Below are 17,336 nucleotides of genomic sequence, written 5' to 3' on the forward strand. Positions count from 1 at the left end.
TCGCAAACGCTCAAGCGGGCTCTGCGGATCAGGCTTCTGTCACCACGAGGCGCACAACACGCAAGGGCATTGCGCTAAGCGTCGTCGACAGGCCCCGGCCGCCGTTTCGTCGAGTACCTCAAGGACCTCGACCTTGTCTGCCTGGACAATGTGAGCTGCGGGGATTTACTGGCTCGTCCACCATGAGTCCGCATCGACCTCCTCGCCCGCCCGCCACCATTTCCGCTTCCTCCCTCGGCTGGAATGTCCTGAGCGTTGGCTCCAGCGGGTTGGAGTGATCCGAGTTTGCCGAATTGGCGCAGCTCGCCACTCCCAGCGGCGTGCGGTGCAGAAACGCGGCCGCGGGAATGGGGAGCGGTCACCTGCCTGCCTGTGGGGGGTCGGGGTGTGCATGGTGGTCGACCGGTAGGGGGAGGGTGAAGGAGAAGCGGGTGCCGCCGCCGGGGTTGTCGCCTGCGGCGATGATGCCGCCGTGGCGTTCGATGACGCGGCGGCAGATCGACAGCCCGAGGCCGGTTCCGCTGTACTCCGTGCCGGTGTGAGCGCGGTAGAAGCTGTTGAAGATGGCTTCGTGCTGTCCCGCGGGGATGCCGATGCCGTTGTCCGCGATCTCGATGCTCGCTTGGCCGGATCCGGCTTGTTGGCCGCTGACGGTGAGGTGGGGGCGTGTCCCGGGTGCGGTGTATTTGATCGCGTTGCCGATCAGGTTGTCGATGAGCTGGCGCACCATCGCCGCATCAGCGTGGACGGCCGGCAGCGGATCGACGGTGATCTGTGGTGCGGGACTGGCGTCGGCGGCGCGGTGCTGTTCGATGCGGGCGGCGGCGACGGCTTGGACCAGCTCGGTCAGGTCCACATCTTCCGTGTGCAGGGGACGGCTGCCGGCGGTGGCGTGGTCGAGGAGGTCGTGGATGAGTTGCCGCATCCGGCCAGTGGTGGTGATCACCCGCTCCAGTGCCCACTGCACCGGGCCGTCCGGTGCGGCGTGCTGGCCGGCGAGTTCGTCCTGCAGGATCTCCGTGTAGCCGCCGATGGCGGTCAGCGGGGACTTCAGGTCGTGGGCGACGACTCCGGCGAAGCTCTTCAGTTCCGCCTCCTGAGTCTTCTGGGCGGTGATGTCGTGGAAGACGGCGACGGCGCCCGGGCTTCCGTCGGCGCCGGCCATGGGGCGGGCGGAGACGGTGATGTGGACGCCGTCGGGGCGGCCCGCGTTGCGGATGACCATCTCGACCTGGTCAGTGGAATCTCCGGCCAGTGCCCGGACCAGCGGGAGCTGCTCGGTGGGGAAGGGGTCGGAGCCGCCTGGCAGGAACACGCCGTAGTGGCCGTGCCAGGTCTGCGACCCGCCGTGGGCCTGCCCGATGCCCAGTAGCCGGTCCGCCGCGGGATTGTGCAGCAGGAATTCACCGGTTTCGTCGATGACGGAGACACCGTCGCTGATGTTGTCCATCACCGCTTCGAGCAGCTCGGCGTGGCGGCGCGCCCTCGCCTCGGTGGTCCGCAGCTCTGCGGTGGCCTGCTGGACCTGGCGCCGGGCCCGGGCGCGGCCGGTAGCCAGCACATACACCAGCACGGCCAGCAAGCCCGTCAGCACCACAGCGGCAGCGGTGATCACTGTCGGGCCGAGGACGCTGCCACCGGGCACGGCTTCGGCAGGCGCGGCCACGCGCAGGACCCACTCGCGGTTGACCACGCGGACCGTCCGCTGCGCATGCACGTCCCGGGCGCCCGCGGAGGCGGCCCGCAGACCGGCGACACGGACCAGACGCTCACGGGTGTCCCGGGCGTACAGGGCCACATCCACGGTGCCCTGGGCTGTGTGACGCAGCGCGGCGCCGGTGAAGTTCTGGCCCCGCAGGCCCATGGTCACCCAGCCCAGCAGCGGCCCGGCACGCCCCGAGCCGGCCGGCTGGTGAACAGGGGCGGCCAGTACAAAGGAGTTCTGACGGCGTGCCGCCGGCAGGTTCCGGTCGGCCAGCAGCTGGTAGGTGGCAGACAGCGTCACCGAACCCGTCGCCTTGGCACGCGCGAGGGCGTCGACGAATTGCGGGATCTGGGAGCCGTCCAGACCGCGGCTGCGGCTGGGCGTAGTACCCAACTGCTGGACGAACACGGCGAAGAGGTGCTCACGGCCCGTCTTGCGAGGTCGTAGGGTCAGGTCGGTAGCCCCGCGAGAGCGCCAGCGTTCCTGCACCGCTGCGACCTCGCCGTCGCCTGCCGCCACCACGAATGCGACCGATCCGACGCCGGGCAGCTCCATCCGGCGCAATGGAGTGGTACTGGCCAAAAACTCCTCACGGGTCAGCGGATCAAGAACTGCGGCGGTGGCAGTCACCTGGCGCAGTGCATCCTCGTACCGCCGCGTCTCCGCGGTCACCCGCTCGGCGATCAGGTCAGCTCGTCGGTCCACGAACTGCTGCGACGCATCGTGCGCCTGCCGCACCAAAAAGACACACAACACCACCGAGAGCACGACGCCCACCGCCGCGACCGGTAGCGACAGCACCGCCCCTGACCGCTCGATGCCTCTGGCTAGGCGATACACGCGCGTAAACACAGCACTGATCTTGTGGGGATCAGGAAGCGCGAAACGGCACCGACACGCCCACGGCCTGGTTCGCTCGACAGGCCACCTCCAGACGAAGCCGCAGTGAAGCTGGCCATGGCGCAGAGGTAGCAGGCCCGCAGGAGGAGGGCAGCCGGAGTACGCCATAAACAGGCAACAGCCTCCTGGATCGCTCTCGTATAAGGCTCCGTTCGCAGGTCAGCGTGACGCTACCGAGGGGGTACGGGGGCGGTCCGGCCGCGGTGCCGGCGGCCGTCTGGAGGGCATGGCGGCGCTGGTCGAGGCCGGGCGCCCCGGCCAGACCGTGCGGGGTGGGCTAGATCCGGCACGAGAGCGACGGCGTGGCACCGGGCTTGGGTACGCCTCGCGCTTGGCGTGCTCGATCAGGGCCCGGTAGACGCTCGCCACCGAGGGGTTCTGTCCTTGCGCTTGCCGGTTGGGATGATCAGGTCGGGCTGGATCTGCTCGACGGACTCGCCGGGTGCCCGGCGCCGCAGCACGGTGTGGAGCATGTCGTCGGTGATGACCGCCGGCCGGCCGCCGTGCTTGCCCTTGCGGGCCGCGGTGTCGAGCCCTTCGAGCGTCGATTCCCGGATGTTCTCCCGCTCGGTCTCGCCCATCGCCGCGAAGAACGCGAAGAGCAGCTTTCCGGGGCCGCTGGGGTCGTACATCCCCGGCAGCGGTCCGGCGAGCGTCTCCAGGACCATGCCGTGCGCGGTCAGGTGGTCCGCGAGGGCGGTCAGCTCTGCCGCGTCCCGTCCCAGTCGCTTCATCTCGTACACCGTGAAGATCACGCGGCAGTGCGGGGCGTGTGCCTTGATCTCCCGTGCGGTCTTCAGCGCCTTCTCGAACTGGGGCCTGACCCGCAGGCGGGTGCTGATCTTCTCGCTGAAGATCTTGTAGGGGTGACGCTCAAGGCGGCAGCGTCGCCCGGCCCGGCGGGACCAGGCGGTGCGACGGCTGGTGCCTGCTCGTAGGCTGCCGCCATGACCGAGATCCAGAACCCGACGCCCCGCGACGCCTTCGAGCTGCTCATGGCCGGTAACCAGCGCTTCGTCTCAGGCACCCCCGAGCACCCGAACCAGGACGCCATACGCCGCACCGAGACCGCACCGTCCCAGCAGCCCTTCGCCGTGTTGTTCGGGTGCTCCGACTCCCGGCTGGCCGCCGAGATCATCTTCGACCGGGGCCTGGGCGACCTGTTCGTGGTGCGCACCGCCGGGCATGTCGCCGGTACGGAAGTCCTCGGATCCATCGAGTTCGGCGTGAATGTCCTGAACGCGCCGTTGGTCGTCGTCCTCGGCCACGACTCGTGCGGCGCCGTCGCCGCGGCCTGCTCCGCCCTCAAGGACGGGCAGACGCCGGGCGGCTTCGTCCGGGACGTCGTCGAACGGGTAACCCCGAGTGTGCTGGCAGCCCGCGCCGCCGGACGCGAGAGCGCCGAGGAGATACTGGCCGAGCACATCGAGCACACCGTGGATCTGCTGCTGGAACGCTCCCGCGTCCTGGCCGAGCGGGTGGCCGCCGGCCGCCTCGGCGTCGTGGGGCTGTCCTACCGGCTGGCCGACGGCAGCGCGCAGCTCGTCGCCTCTCGCGGCCTTGATGCGGTGGTCCCCACCGCATCCTGACCGCCCCGGCCGGCGCTGCTCACACGGTGGTCCGGGGTCCCGCAGCGCGGCGAAGCCGGTTGGAGATCGCGAGCCCCAGCCCCTCCTGAACCGGCAGGGACGCGACGATGAGGTCGCACCCTTGCTGGTCGAGTTCACGCAGGTACCCGTACAGCCCGTGCGCGTAGGCGGCCATCGAGGCGGGGACCGCCACGACGGCGTGGGCCTTGACCGAAGTGCCGGCGAAGGAGGGCGGAAGGAAAACGCCCACCCGGTGCCCCAGTTCCTGCGCGAGCTCAGCCTCGGCAACGACCATCTCCGGCTCGACGAGAACGACCCGCGCCCGCGGTGCGTAGTGCGACGGGTGCTGGCCCGGCACCCGGACACCGCTCGTCGAAGGCACCGCGACCGGGCTCCCCAGCACTGCTTCAAGGTCCTCACGCGTCACCCCGCCGGGCCGAAGAATGCTCGGGGTCTCGCCCGTGACATCGACGATGGTCGACTCGACGCCGACCTGGCAGGGGCCGCCGTCCAGTACGAAGTCGACGGCGTCCCCGAGCTCCGCCCGGACGTGGTCCGCGGTGGTGGGGCTGACCGAGCCGAAACGGTTGGCGGACGGGGCCGTGACACCGCCGCCGAATGCCGACAGCAGCGCGAGCGCGACGGGGTGGTCGGGCACCCGCACGGCCACCGTCTCCAGCCCGCCGGTCGCTTCCAGCAGCACCCGGGGACCGCGGCGCAGGACCAGGGTCAGCGGCCCCGGCCAGAAGTGTTCGGCCAGCAGGCGCGCCGCCTGGGGCACATCCTGGACCCAGTCGTCCAGCTGCTCCGCGCTGCCGATGTGGACGATCAGCGGGTGGGAGGGCGGGCGTCCCTTGACCTGGAAGATCCGCGCTACGGCGGCGGGGTCCTCGGCGTTGGCGCCCAGACCGTAGACAGTCTCGGTCGGGAGGGCCACCAGGCCCCCGGCCCGCAGCACACCGGCCGCCTTCTCAATGTCCATGGTGCTTGCCGTCACCCTCGCAATCCTAGATGCACATCAACCACTGGCGACTGCCATGATCAATCTCAGCGCCAACCACTGATCCAGCCCCGAGGCCGTACGCGCAGCGGCGCTCCCGGCCGGTCAAGGTATTCACCGTCCGCCCGACCGCTCGATGGTGAAGGCGCTGCCGGTGTGGGTCAGCCGAAACAGCCTCGCCAGCGGATGCCGGTCCGCACCGGTGGGCCGGTTCATGCCGCCAGCCGAAGGTGGCCGGCCGCCTGCCCGTCCAGGGGCTCCATGTCCAGCTGCCACGTGCCGAAGCGCCGGATCTTGCTGGTGATATATGGGGTGATGCTGGCCAGGTCGACCGGGTCGATCTCCCAGCCCGCATCGATGAGGTCGTAGCCGGGTTGTCCTTGGTCTGCACCGCCTCGTGGATCGCCGCCGAAGCGATCTTGCGGGCCTTCTCCTTGCCGTACTCCACACCGAGCCGCTCACGGATGATCGTGCGGTGATGCCGCAGCGTACGGTCAGCGTCGTGCTGCGGCTGCACGTCCTCATCCAGCACCAGCAGCCCCCGCACGTGCCCGACCACCAACTCCGGCACCTTATCCAGGCTGGGAACCACCAGCGCCAGCAGATGCTCCGGCGACCGCGCTTGCCCCGCGCCCACGCCACCTCGGACGGGGCAGGAGTGAACGCCTCGTGCAGCTCGCGGGAGGTGATCGTGCGCTTAAACCGCGGGTACGCGGTACGTTCCACCGAAGCCATGCGCCGCATGATCCCCGCCGCTCACCCGTACGGAGCACCCACAGCAGCCGCCGGAAATCGCGTCACGGGCGTGTGACCAGGGAAGAAGCCGTACTGAAGACCCGTCGCAACTCATACGAAGACCATCCGATGCCTGTTTCTGGCGTACTCCGGCTGCCCTCCCAGGAGGCCGGTCGTAGCGGCGAGGAGGGCGCATGCACATGCTGACGCGCCCTGCGTCCCGTGGCACGGGCCAGACCGGGAACTCCGCGCCGAGCATGCTCTGAAGGCCGGGGCTGCTGATCACTCGCACGTCGGTCCCGCCGCAAGGCCCATCCCGTCACCGGCCGCGACGTCACCCCGTACTGCCTGTAGGCCGCCTGACCTGCGCATGCCGCCGTCGGCCCTCTCTCGTACTGGGCCGATAGCGGTGGGTGACCGTTCGGGATGCGCGGATGAGGGGGCGCTGTTTGGCTGGTGGGGCCGCTGCCCCAACCACGTCGAGGAGTGATCATGAGCGTTGCAGGCGAGTTCGGCGGTCGTGCCCAGCAGCTGCGCCGCAGAGCGCTGGAGATGGAACAGGCCGCGGAGCGTGTCACTGATCCCGGGGAGCGGCAGCGGCTGAAGGAGAAGGCCCGCCAGCTTACGGAGCAGAGCGAGCAGGAAAGCGGAATGGGCGTACGTGACATCGACCCGATGCTGTAGCGGTCGTGCCCGGGGCGGCCGGCAGCCGCTCCACGTCATCCGTACGGGGCTTGCCGCTCCTGCGATACCCCCACAGCACCCCGGGAAGGGGGGCCTTGGGGAGCTCTGCCCGAGCGGTCCTGATCCTCGTCCCGTAGTGGGCGCATGGCGTGTGGAGGCGGAAGATGGAAGCGGACCGGCCGGCGTCGAAGCAGTACGCGGCTGATGACGAGGAGCGGTTCCGGCTGCTGGTGAAGAACTCCGCGGACATGGTCTTCGCCCGCACGGTCGAGGGCGTCTACCGGGAGGTGTCAGCAGCGGGGGCGGTGTTGCTCGGCTGCCCGGTCGAGGAGATCGTGGGGACTGCGGTCGCGTCCTGGGTGCATCCGGGCGATGTGGAGGACTTCGAGTCGGCTGAGCGGGATCTGCTCCGCGATGGCCGTGTGGTGGTGTGCCTGCGGCTGCGGCACGCCGACGGACACTGGCTGTGGACGGAGTCAACGAACTGGGTGGTCCGCAACGCCGCAGGCGAGCCGCTCGAAGTGCGCGGGTTCATCCGTGAGGCGGAGGGCCAGCGACGCCGCGAGAAGGCGCTGCGGCTGCTGCAGGAGCAGGCCCGTTCGGTCATCGAGACGGCCCGGGACGCCTTCGTCTCCATCGATGAGGACGGTCTGGTCACTGACTGGAACCAGGCTGCTGAGGGGTTGTTCGGCTGGAGCCGCTGGGAGGTGATGGGCCGGCGGCTGGCCGATCTGATCATTCCTGAGCGCTACCGCGCTGCGCACTCGGCCGGTCTGCAGCGGGTGCTGGCGGGTGGGGAGCATCATGTGCTGGGCCGTCAGATCGAGATCAGTGCACTGCGCCGCGACGGGCACGAGATTCCGGTCGAACTGGCGGTGTGGCGGCTGCAGTCGGGCTCGGGGCGGTGCTTCAACGCCTTCATCCGCGATATCACCGAGCGCAAGCAGGCCGAGGATGCGGTGGCGGCAGCCCGTGACCGGGCGCTGGAGGCATCGAGGGCCAAGTCGCAGTTCGTGGCCTCCATGAGCCATGAGATCCGTACCCCGATGAACGGCGTCATCGGGTTGAGCAACCTGCTGCTGGGTACCGAGCTGGATGGCGAACAGCGCCGCTACGCGCAGGGCATCCAGGCCGCCGGCACCGCACTGCTGTCGCTGATCAACGACATTCTGGACTTCTCCAAACTGGAGGCGGGCAAGCTCGAACTGGACGACGTCGCCTTCAGTCCCCAGCAGCTGGTGGAGGAGGTCGTCTCGCTGGTGGCGCAGACCCCCCAGGCCGGCGGCCTGGAACTGCTCAGCGACTGCCATCGCGACCTGCCCGTGATGGTGCACGGGGACGCCGGCCGGCTGCGGCAGATCCTGCTCAACCTGGCCTCCAACGCCGTGAAGTTCACCGAGTCCGGCGAGGTCCTGCTGCGCGTTCGCCCTGCCCCCGCCCAGCCCTCTGCGGAGCAGTCGCCGTGGCTGCGCTTCGAGGTGGCCGACACCGGCATCGGCATCGCCGAGGCCGACCAGGAGCGGATGTTCGACGCCTTCTCCCAGGCGGATGCCTCCACCACCCGCCGCTACGGAGGCACCGGCCTCGGCCTGGCCATCTGCCGCAGGCTCACCGAGGCCATGGGCGGCTCCATCGGCGTCACCAGCCGGACCGGCCAGGGCAGCACTTTCTGGTTCACCGTTCCCGTGCGCGCCCCTGACACCACCGAGCAACCGCCGGCCCAGGCCTCTCCTGCGACCCTTCGCGGGCTGCGGGCGCTGGTCGTCGACGACAACGAAACGAACCGGCTGATCCTCGATACCCAGTTGCGCAGGTGGCACATGCAGCCGACCACGGTCGAGGGCGGGCCCCAGGCGTTGGTGGCCCTGCACGAGGCAGCGGCCGCGGGCCGCCCCTTCGACCTGGCCCTCCTGGACATGCAGATGCCCGACATGGACGGCCTGGAACTCGCCCGCCGGATCACCACCGACCCGACCATCGGCCGGGTACCGCTGCTGATGCTCACCTCCAGCGTGCCGCTGGCCGCCGCTGAACTCAACGCGGCCGGAATCGCACGCAGCATGCCCAAACCCATCCAGCAGTCCCAGCTCTTGGACGCCATGGTCGAGCTCACCGCCCAGTCACCGCCCGCCGAAGCTGCAGCGCAAGCGACCCCTGCCCCCACCACCTCCCCGCCTGCCCACCGCGGCCATCTCCTGCTCGTGGAGGACAACGAGATCAACCAGATGGTGGCCCAGGGCCTTCTCACCCGGCTCGGCTACAGCGCCGATATCGCCGCCGACGGCATCCGGGCCCTGCAGATGACCGAGGAACACACCTACCAGGCCGTGCTGATGGACTGCCAGATGCCCCGGATGGACGGCTACACCGCCACCCGAGAGCTGCGCCGCCGGGAAGAAGGCGGCGGCAGCCGCCTTCCAGTCATTGCCATGACGGCCGGCGCCCTCGCCGAGGACCGGGAACGCTGCCTGGCCGCGGGCATGGACGACTACATCTCCAAACCCGTCGCCGCCGACGACCTGGAAGCGGCCCTGGCCCGCTGGATCGATCCTGCTCACTGCGGCGAGGAGCCCGATCCTCTTGCGGAAGAGGGCGAAGAGCCCCTGCGTGCCTCCATCGAGCGGCGGCTGGACGAACTGCGGGGCGCCGGCACCCCGGCCGAGCGAGAACTGGTGAGCCGGCTGGTGGACCACTTCCTCGTCCGGGCCCCCGAGATGACCAGCGCACTCTTTCACGCGCTGGACCGCCACGACGCCCGCGAGATCGCCGAGCAGGCGCACAGCCTCAAAGGCGCTGCCGGCAACATGGGAGCCCAGAGCCTCGCTGCCTGCTGCCTGGAGCTGGAGCAGTTTGCCGAGGCCGGAGCCCCGGCCTCACTTGCCCAGACCGCTCCGCGCCTCCAGGACGAACTCGACCGCACCTGCCGCATCCTCGAGACGCTCCGCTCCCACCTCCCCGGCCAGGGATCTGGATGAGGACCCGCCCGCATGCCGCCGCCTGGGCGGGTGCGGGCTCAAGCAGCCAAGGAGGGCCTGTGGGCAAGGTTCACGTCTGGTTGCCCTCCCGCCGCGATGCGGCGGCCTGGGCGTACGCGGCAGCAGGGACCGCGGTGATCGTCACCTATCTGGTCACCTCCTCCGCAGCGCGCTACATGCTCGGCGCGGTGATGTCTGCCTCGGTCGTCTTCGCGATCGTGGTGGGAGTGACCAGGAACAAGCCGCCATCGGTTCTTCCCTGGTACCTGTTGGCCGCGGCCATGGCACCGTACGCGGCGGCGGACACGATCTGGAGTCTCTACCAGGTCCGCGGCGTCGAGGTTCCGTTCCCGGGCGTGGCCGACTGGCTCTACCTGGGCGCCTACCTGTTGCTTGCCGCGGGCCTGGTGGCGCTGGCCAGGCAGCAGGCAGGCCGCCTGCACTGGGCGGGGCTGCTGGACGCGGGAATCGTCACGCTGGGGGCCGCCACTGTGTCCTGGGCGTTCATCATCGCCCCCTTCCTGCGCAGCGAGATGTCCGCGTGGCCGCTCGCAGTGTCCATCGCCTATCCCGTCACCGACCTGGTGCTGCTGTCCATCGCCGCGCGGCTGATGCTCACCACGGGCACGCGGACACCGTCGTTTCTTCTGGTCATCGGATGGCTGTTGGTTCTGCTCGCTGCCGACGGCCTGTACTACGGAACGCTGGCCACCGGGACCGTGATCCCGGAGGACGTGGCCGAAGTGGGCTGGATGGTCTCCTCCCTTCTGCTGGGGGCGGCGGCGCTGCACTCGTCCGTTGCCCGGCCGACACAGGTGGCGCAAGACCAGGAGAGGCTGTCCCGGCGGCGGCTGTCGATCCTGATCGCGCTCACCCTGCTGGGGCCCTTGATCGTGCTGGCCAATGCGGGTGGCGCCCAGGACCAGCCCGTGAACGTCAAGGTGATCGTCGCCATGATGGCGAGCCTGTCGCTGCTGCTGGTGCTGCGCATCGCGTTCCTGGCCGGCTACGCCCAGGGCAGGGCCACCGAAGCACGGACGCACGCCGACGCTCTCGCAGAATCACTGCGAGAGCAGGCACTGCTCCAGGAGAAGCTGAGCTATCAGGCGACCCACGACCCGCTGACGGGTCTGGCCAATCGAGCACTGCTGAACGAGCGCCTGGAGTCCGCTCTCGGCCGGTGCTCCGCCATTTCCCCCCGCGGACTGCTGATGCTCGATCTCGACGGCTTCAAGGACGTCAACGACACCTTGGGGCACCCGGCCGGCGACGAGCTGCTGGTCGACGTCGCACAGCGGCTGACGGCCAGGGTCCGCAAGCAGGACCTGGTGGCCAGACTCGGCGGAGACGAATTCGCACTCCTCGTGGACAACGTGGACGAAAGCACACTGCACCACTACACCAAGCGGATCCTCGACGCGTTCAAAGACCCCTTCACCCTCGCCCAAGGCCATCTGGTCCACATGACAACAAGCATCGGAGCACGGAGCATCACCAGGCCGACCGCACCCTCAGACGCGCTGCGGGACGCCGACACCGCCCTATACAGAGCCAAAACCGCAGGCAAGAACCAGGCCGCGTTCTTCGAACCCCCGCAGCAGTCTTCCTCTTCCACGCCACTGTGGGAGGGCGTCAGGCGGAGCAGAGGGGGACCTGAGAACTCCTGATGGTCGCCGCCTCCTCAACCGGCCCGGGCCCACGCCCACCAACCAGCTCAATCCGGCGTCCTCTTCACTCATGCACGCCCTCAAGACGGGCATTCGCCATGGGCCAGAGAATCCTGGCCTCGAGTCGGAGCGAGACAGTTCTTGACATGCCAGGTCGTGCAAACAGGCCAACCGGCGGTGGGCGTGTAAGCGTTCTTGTGTAAGTCCTTGATTTTCACTGGGCGCTGATGCGGTCTTCGAAGAACAGCGCGAACGCGTTGAGGGCGCTCTTCCAGTGTGCGGCGACGTGGTTGATGTCGCGCGCTTTGGGTTCGATCAGTTCCCGCACCGCGAGGTATAGCACCTTCAACGCGGCCTGTTCCGAGGGGAAATGACCGCGGTTGCGGGTGGTCTTGCGGAGCCGGGCGTTGATCGACTCGACCATGTTCGTGCTGTAGACGACCTTCCTTATCTCAGCGGGAAAGGCAAGGTAGGGCGTGAACTCGCTCCAGGCTGCCTGCCAGGTCTTCACGATCGCCGGGTAACGCTTGCCCAGGTCAGAGGCGGCGAAGGCGTCCAGGGCCTGCTCGGCGGCCTGCTCGGTCGGCGCCGTGTAGATCGCTTTGAGTGTCGGCACCAGTTTGGGATGGTCCCTCTTCGAGGCGAACCGCAGCGAGGCCCGCACCAGATGGATCACACAAGTTTGAACCGTGGCCTTCGGCCAGGTCGCCTCCACGGCGTCGGGCAGCCCCTTGAGACCGTCGCAGGCGACGATGCACACGTCCTCGATGCCACGGTTGCGCAGCTCCGAGAGCACCGCCATCCAGGTCGTGGCGCCCTCGCCCTCGGCACCGACCCACAGGCCCAGCACGTCCTTGCAGCCGTCCATGTCGACACCCACGGCCACGTAGACCGGACGGCTCACCACCGATCCCGAGCGGATCTTCACCCACAGAGCATCGATGTAGATGATCGGCCACACGGCGTCCAGCGGCCGGTTCTGCCACGCGGCCAACTCGTCCACGACCGCGTCGGTCACCGTGCTGATCAGGTCCGGGGAGACCTCGACGCCGTAGATGGCCGCCAGGTGCGAGCGGATGTCCCGCACACTCATCCCGCGCGCGTACAACGACAGGATCCGCTCGTTGAAGCCCGCCAGGCGCCGGGCACCTTTCGGCAGGATCCTCGGATCGAACGCTCCGTTGCGGTCGCGGGGAATGGCGACCGTCACCGCTCCGGCGTCGGTCAGCACCGTCTTGGGCGAGGTGCCGTTGCGGCTGTTGCCCGACCCGCGGCCGGCGGGATCGTGTTTCTCGTAACCCAGGTGGCCGGTCATCTCGGCTTCGAGGGCCCGCTCCAGCACGGCCCGGGTCACCTCGGTCAACAGCCCGCCCTCACCCAGCAGGGCGGTCCCTGAGGCATCGGCACGGTCCATCAACCGCTCGACGACCTCATCCACCAGCTCATCCGGCTCGACCGCCGGATTCTCCTTCTCGCTCATGTCCGTCCGATCCGGAGGCCAGGGGACCCACTACGAGCCCCCGGGCCAACCTGTCACGTCACGGACTTACACGATCTTTCAGGCACACCCCCAGAAGCGTGCGGCGTGGCTGGTCAGGCCGCGCGGACGGTATGGACCTGACCGGTGCAGGCTGAGAAGGGCTTACGTCGCGTTGGAACTGGGGGAGGGGGGAACCGCTTCGGGTAGTGCGCTGCGCTGGATGGCACCATGGGGCTCCGCGCGAGCGCCGTGTCCTCGTCGTGTGTCGGGGGCGTGGCTGCTGCGCACGTTCGTGGCTACGATCAGCGTGCTGACCCCGGCCCGTAGGTCGACGCCGCATAACTGAGGAAGGCGAGGCCAAGTAGCTCGTCGGGGTCCTCGGTGCGTGTCGGTAGGTCGTCGTGAAAGTCCGTGACGAGTCTGCACGCCATAGGCCGCAACCGAAGCCACAATCGCTCGGCGTCGGGTGTTTCGCCACACACGTTGTGCTTGGCCAACTCCTGATGGATGTACTCCATGAGAAGGCTTAACAGCAGATGGCCCGACTCGACTTTACGAATGTCAACCCCGATGACCTCGGTGAGGTGGACCACACAGACGTCGTCGAACAGGGACACCAACGGGTTGACCCGGGGTACATTCCGCACGCTACCCAGTCCCGCCTCAACCCTTGAGCGTTGTGCGAACTCGTCCTGGAACCTGCGGAGCACGAAGGCCAAATATGAGTAGCGTGGGTCGGCTGCGCGGGCCCCGTTGCCTGCCCGTTCGGCGTTGCCGAACAGGCCGTATCGGCCATTGAGGGTGGCGCCTGCGAGCATCTCGTAAACCTGGACGGTGTCTAGCGTTCCCGCAATGGGGGATTCGAGCCTGTCCGAGCGGCGCTGGGGGTCGGCGGCTGCCGCCCGGCTTGCGTCCCATCGCATGGTCGGCAACGCCGCTTCAATGGGCACGTTGGCGTCCAGGTCGAGGGCGGGATCGCACGGGCCGGACAGGGCGAAGAGGGCAAGACGCTTATGTGCCTCCATGTTGACGAGGTCATTGAGGTCACCCATGTCCCGGTAGCGCATCCGGGCGTTACGCCAATCGAGCCACCACTGGACCGCTGCCGGCCAGCGCTTCTCAACTGTGGTTAGGACCCACAGACGCTCCCAGATCATGGCGGAGCGCTCAAGGATGTCGACGGTGCCGAACGAGCAGCGGTGTGGTACCGAGACGGCGGCGGGAGCGTCAGAGTTGATCGTGGTGAACCGCCACGTTGTCTCCAAGTCGAAGCGCTTCCGAAGGATGTCAAGGACCTCATTGCCCTCGTCTGCCAACTGGGCACAGGTAAGGCCGGGCGGAGCGCCGCTCCAGAGGTAGTCCCGGAACCGGACGAGCCGATCGAGTTCTTCAACGGTGCATCGCACCATCCGATGGGTGCGCACCTCGTCTAGTCCGACCGGGACCCCTAGCGAAGTACCGCGGCAATGCTCGACGAGCGGCGTGCCAACGGGAGGGTGCCCGAACTGCGGCACGAGGGCCCTGGCGTCGATCGTGATCGCGACGTCGATACGCCAGAGCAGGAGCCCGAAGGGTGTCGTCATGACGTCCACCCGATGCATGTGCTCGTGCGCCTCGGTGAAGTAGGCCCTCAGGTGGGCGTCAGTGGGCTCCTTCAACGAACCACGGCGCTCCTTCCACTTCCTGAGCTCAAGCAGTTGCTCCCAAGTGCCGGACACCTCGATGATGTCCGAACTTGTCCGGTAGACACCGTGCGGCGTGAAGTGTTCAGGCACGGACAGACAGGCCGCCTTCTCCGTCGGCCAGCACGCCCCTCGCAATGAGGCTGTCCACGTCCACCCCGAAGGGGGCGAGGTCCTCGCGTGAGGTCGTGATGCCACGACGCCGGTTTTCCCTGATCAACCTGGCGGCCTCTCGCTCCGCGGGAGAGAGGATGGTCGCCGCGTCGTGGACGGTCTGGACGAGCTGTACGGCATTGACGAGACCCCCGGGATTGAGAAGGGCGAGCGCGACGGCGAGCGCAACCGCATGCTCGACCAGCTTCAACGCTGATTCACGTAGCCGCAGGTGGACCCGGGCAACGATGAGGTGAGCCTCGGACGCGCTGTCAGCCGACTCGGTGTACTCGACCGCCCCGCCAAGAGCCTCGACGAGCTCAGTGACCGCCGCCTCAAGGTCCGAACGTCCAGTCACATTTTCGAACGAGGCGAGGTCCGAGGGGTCAAGGCCGGCCCGCCGTGCCAGGCCTTCCGCGAGAGTGCCGTCCCATTCGTCTTCGACCCACTCGCCGTCGCTCATGAGCGGATCACCGGAGCCAGCTGCTTCCCACCGAGGCTCCCGATGTCGCCCCAACCGCTCTGCCCCGGAATTGGCCAACCTGGGCAATTCTCACCCAGCGGGCACCCCCACTTGGCCGTCTGGCATCTCGACATAATCATCACCGCCGTTACTTTCAGTACATATCTGTAGCTCAAAGTAGTCGAGGTCACGCGCCGGTCGATCCTTCCCACGCCGTGTCGGCCTGTCCGTGTGGTTCGAACCATGGGACGTCGCCTGCAGGCCGGAATAGTCTCTCTCGGCGGGGGACTCCGTGGGGTGAAGTCCGGACTTCGTCAGCGGTTCGTCAGGGAGTGGCTTCGTCGATCCACGATTGGGGAATCAGCCGCTCCCCGCCGCGCCAGTTGTGCGTGACAGAGGCTTGGAACCAGTCCTCTGGCAGGTTGGCGTGGTCGCAGACGATCACTTGCATGTGGGGGGCGAGTTCGCGGACGACGTCGTAGATGAGGCGGAAGAGTCGGTTGACTGCTTCGCGGTCGCTGTCCTGGCCTGGTCTGCCTGTGCTCTGTTCGACTTCTGAGCGGTACCAGACCTGGGTGGGCTGGTCGAGCATGAGAATCCGTGGGACCGGACGGTTCTGTCGGACGAAGTAGCGGTGTAGCGCGAGATGGGCGACCAGGTGGTAGCCGATCCAGTTCTCGCCGCTTCCGATGCGGAACAGGGGGGCGGGGCCTTGCTCGGTGTCGGTGACGACCGTGAGGCGGCTGAGATCGAGGCGGACGCTTCCGCCAGCGTGCTCCAACTCCAGCCGATCGGCCCAGCTGGTCATGTCCTGGCTGATCGTCATGAGGCGTGAGGTGAGCTGCTCGCGTTCCTCCGCGGGGTTGAGTTGGTCCTCCAGCAGCGCGACCCGGGACATCGCTGATTCGTGCAGCAGCTTGAGCCGGGCGAGCTCCGTGTCGGAACTGCCGGGAAGCGCGGCGAGCGTGGCGTGGATGCGGCCCCGCGTGAAATCGAGCCGTGCGGTCTCCGGGAGCTGCTCGGTCGCCGATTGGCTGGCGGTCAATGCCCGGATAGCTGCTTCCGCCGCCCTCAATTGGTCGCGTAGCTGCGCTGCTTTCCATCCAGTTCTTCCAGGGCCGCGCGCCTGGCGGGACGCGCCGAATCGACCCCGCTGAGCTGGTCGCTGAGGCGTTGCAGGCTCTGGTTCAGTTGCGCCGTGGTGGGGTCGGGCTCGGCGAGTTCCGATCCGCACACCGCGCATGCCGTGGGATCGTCGCCGCGGCCTGCGGTGACAGTCGGCTGGTCGCCGTTGGGGGACAGTCCCAGCAGGTTCAGGCTGGCCAGGCGCGCGGTCTGCACCTGCACCGCGCTGGTGAAGTCGGTCTCGGCGTAGTTCTGTTGGAGCAGGATCTCGCGTTCAGCTGCGATGCCACGCAGGCTGTCGCGCAGAGCATCGCAGTCGCGCTGCAGGGTCGCGACCCGGCTTGCGGTCGCGCTGTCAGGTGCCTGCAGGAGGGCGACCGCGGTGACTGCGGCGTGCAACGCTCCGATCATGGTGGGCCGGTCCGGTGGCTCCTCGGAGTCGACCATGGCGAGAGCGTACGCCTCGCGCCACAGTGCCGTCAGGCTGGCGTCGGCCGCCTGAGCGGCCTGCTCCGCGTGGCGGTATGCCGTTTCTGCGTCTCGCAGTTCGCGGCGTGCTGCGGTGAGTTGGGCGCGCTTGAGCGCCTGGTCGCGCGGCACCGCCCCAATGAAGTAGGGAATGGTGTCTTTGAGGGTCTGCGCCATGCCCTGCTCGCCCTGCCGGTGGAACAGCAGGTCGCGATCCGCGATTTCGCTCTGCCGCTGCAGGCACAGCAGCGCCGCGTGGCCGATGTGTGCCTCGACGGCGTAGCGAGAGGACCATGCGGGCGGCTCGTGCAGGTTCTCCTCGATGCCAATGCGCCGGCCCAACTGCTCGCGCACCGCGTTGGAATCCGAGTTCACTTCGAGTTCGGCGAACTCAAGCGGCTCCAGGTCTGCGCCGAACTGCAGCATGGCCCGCTGCGTCGACGCCTTGCCTGGCAGGGTGCGGGCCTGGCCACGAAGGCCCGGCCGCCGTCCAGGTCGAAAAGAGCCGCGTACCAGGACACGGTGCTGGTGATGGGTCCGACGGGCATCTGCATCGTGTCGCGGCCCAGGCAGTACTCGACAATGTCGAGCAGCGCGCTTTTGCCGGTCTTGGACTCCCCCGTCACGACATTGAGAGCTCCTGGCGTGAACTCCAGGACTCGGCGGGCACCGGTGGTGCTGTACAGAATGACGGAGAGTAGCTGCACGGT

The 17,336-nt window shown here is 68.2% G+C and carries 13 protein-coding genes; 4 read left to right on the forward strand and 9 right to left on the reverse strand.

Annotation, left to right across the window (positions count from 1 at the left end; translation table 11 throughout):
- Positions 1-358: 358 nt before the first annotated feature.
- Positions 359-2,506, reverse strand: a complete 2,148-nt coding sequence (locus FBY35_RS00390) for an ATP-binding protein (protein WP_160159186.1) — start codon at positions 2,504-2,506, stop codon at positions 359-361.
- A 443-nt stretch (positions 2,507-2,949) separates the two neighbouring features.
- Complete coding sequence (locus FBY35_RS00395; protein WP_313904667.1) at positions 2,950-3,615, reverse strand: recombinase family protein; 666 nt, start codon at positions 3,613-3,615, stop codon at positions 2,950-2,952.
- Here FBY35_RS00395 and FBY35_RS00400 point away from each other — a divergent pair.
- Complete coding sequence (locus tag FBY35_RS00400; RefSeq protein WP_142211865.1) at positions 3,553-4,194, forward strand: carbonic anhydrase; 642 nt, start codon at positions 3,553-3,555, stop codon at positions 4,192-4,194. The two genes, FBY35_RS00395 and FBY35_RS00400, sit on opposite strands and share 63 nt — an antisense overlap.
- A 19-nt stretch (positions 4,195-4,213) precedes the next feature.
- On the opposite strand, the gene FBY35_RS00405 is transcribed toward FBY35_RS00400, so the two are convergent.
- Positions 4,214-5,176, reverse strand: a complete 963-nt coding sequence (locus FBY35_RS00405) for an L-threonylcarbamoyladenylate synthase (protein ID WP_142214821.1) — start codon at positions 5,174-5,176, stop codon at positions 4,214-4,216.
- 1,245 nt (positions 5,177-6,421) lie between these two features.
- Between FBY35_RS00405 and FBY35_RS00410 the strand changes: the two genes are divergently transcribed.
- The 3 genes from FBY35_RS00410 (at position 6,422) to FBY35_RS00420 (ending at position 11,255) form a co-directional block, all read left to right on the forward strand.
- Positions 6,422-6,613, forward strand: coding sequence for a DUF6381 family protein (locus FBY35_RS00410; protein WP_142211866.1), 192 nt, complete (start codon positions 6,422-6,424; stop codon positions 6,611-6,613).
- A gap of 164 nt (positions 6,614-6,777) precedes the next feature.
- Positions 6,778-9,588 (forward strand): response regulator, encoded by a 2,811-nt coding sequence (locus FBY35_RS00415; RefSeq protein WP_142211867.1) that lies wholly within the window; start codon positions 6,778-6,780, stop codon positions 9,586-9,588.
- Positions 9,589-9,647: 59 nt separating this feature from the next.
- A complete protein-coding gene (locus tag FBY35_RS00420; protein WP_160159187.1) occupies positions 9,648-11,255 on the forward strand; it encodes a GGDEF domain-containing protein in 1,608 nt (535 codons plus the stop codon).
- Positions 11,256-11,469: 214 nt separating this feature from the next.
- On the opposite strand, the gene FBY35_RS00425 is transcribed toward FBY35_RS00420, so the two are convergent.
- The 6 genes from FBY35_RS00425 to FBY35_RS00450 form a co-directional block, all read right to left on the reverse strand.
- On the reverse strand, positions 11,470-12,735 hold the full coding sequence (locus tag FBY35_RS00425) for an IS256 family transposase (RefSeq protein ID WP_142211869.1): 1,266 nt from the start codon (positions 12,733-12,735) through the stop codon (positions 11,470-11,472).
- A 302-nt stretch (positions 12,736-13,037) separates the two neighbouring features.
- Positions 13,038-14,510, reverse strand: a complete 1,473-nt coding sequence (locus FBY35_RS00430) for a hypothetical protein (protein WP_142211870.1) — start codon at positions 14,508-14,510, stop codon at positions 13,038-13,040.
- Positions 14,503-15,033 (reverse strand): hypothetical protein, encoded by a 531-nt coding sequence (locus FBY35_RS00435; RefSeq protein ID WP_142211871.1) that lies wholly within the window; start codon positions 15,031-15,033, stop codon positions 14,503-14,505. Before FBY35_RS00435 ends, FBY35_RS00430 begins: the two co-directional genes overlap by 8 nt.
- A 325-nt stretch (positions 15,034-15,358) precedes the next feature.
- Positions 15,359-16,078 (reverse strand): DUF3732 domain-containing protein, encoded by a 720-nt coding sequence (locus FBY35_RS00440; protein WP_260848436.1) that lies wholly within the window; start codon positions 16,076-16,078, stop codon positions 15,359-15,361.
- A gap of 26 nt (positions 16,079-16,104) precedes the next feature.
- Positions 16,105-17,052: a hypothetical protein gene (locus tag FBY35_RS00445; protein ID WP_142211872.1), complete on the reverse strand. Its 948-nt coding sequence runs from the start codon at positions 17,050-17,052 to the stop codon at positions 16,105-16,107.
- The gene (locus tag FBY35_RS00450; RefSeq protein WP_142211873.1) at positions 16,998-17,333 is read right to left on the reverse strand and encodes a hypothetical protein; all 336 of its coding nucleotides are present in this window, start codon (positions 17,331-17,333) and stop codon (positions 16,998-17,000) included. The genes FBY35_RS00445 and FBY35_RS00450 overlap by 55 nt, the downstream gene beginning before the upstream one ends.
- Positions 17,334-17,336 lie beyond the last annotated feature (3 nt).

This window comes from Streptomyces sp. SLBN-118 (assembly GCF_006715635.1).
GTDB lineage: Bacteria > Actinomycetota > Actinomycetes > Streptomycetales > Streptomycetaceae > Streptomyces.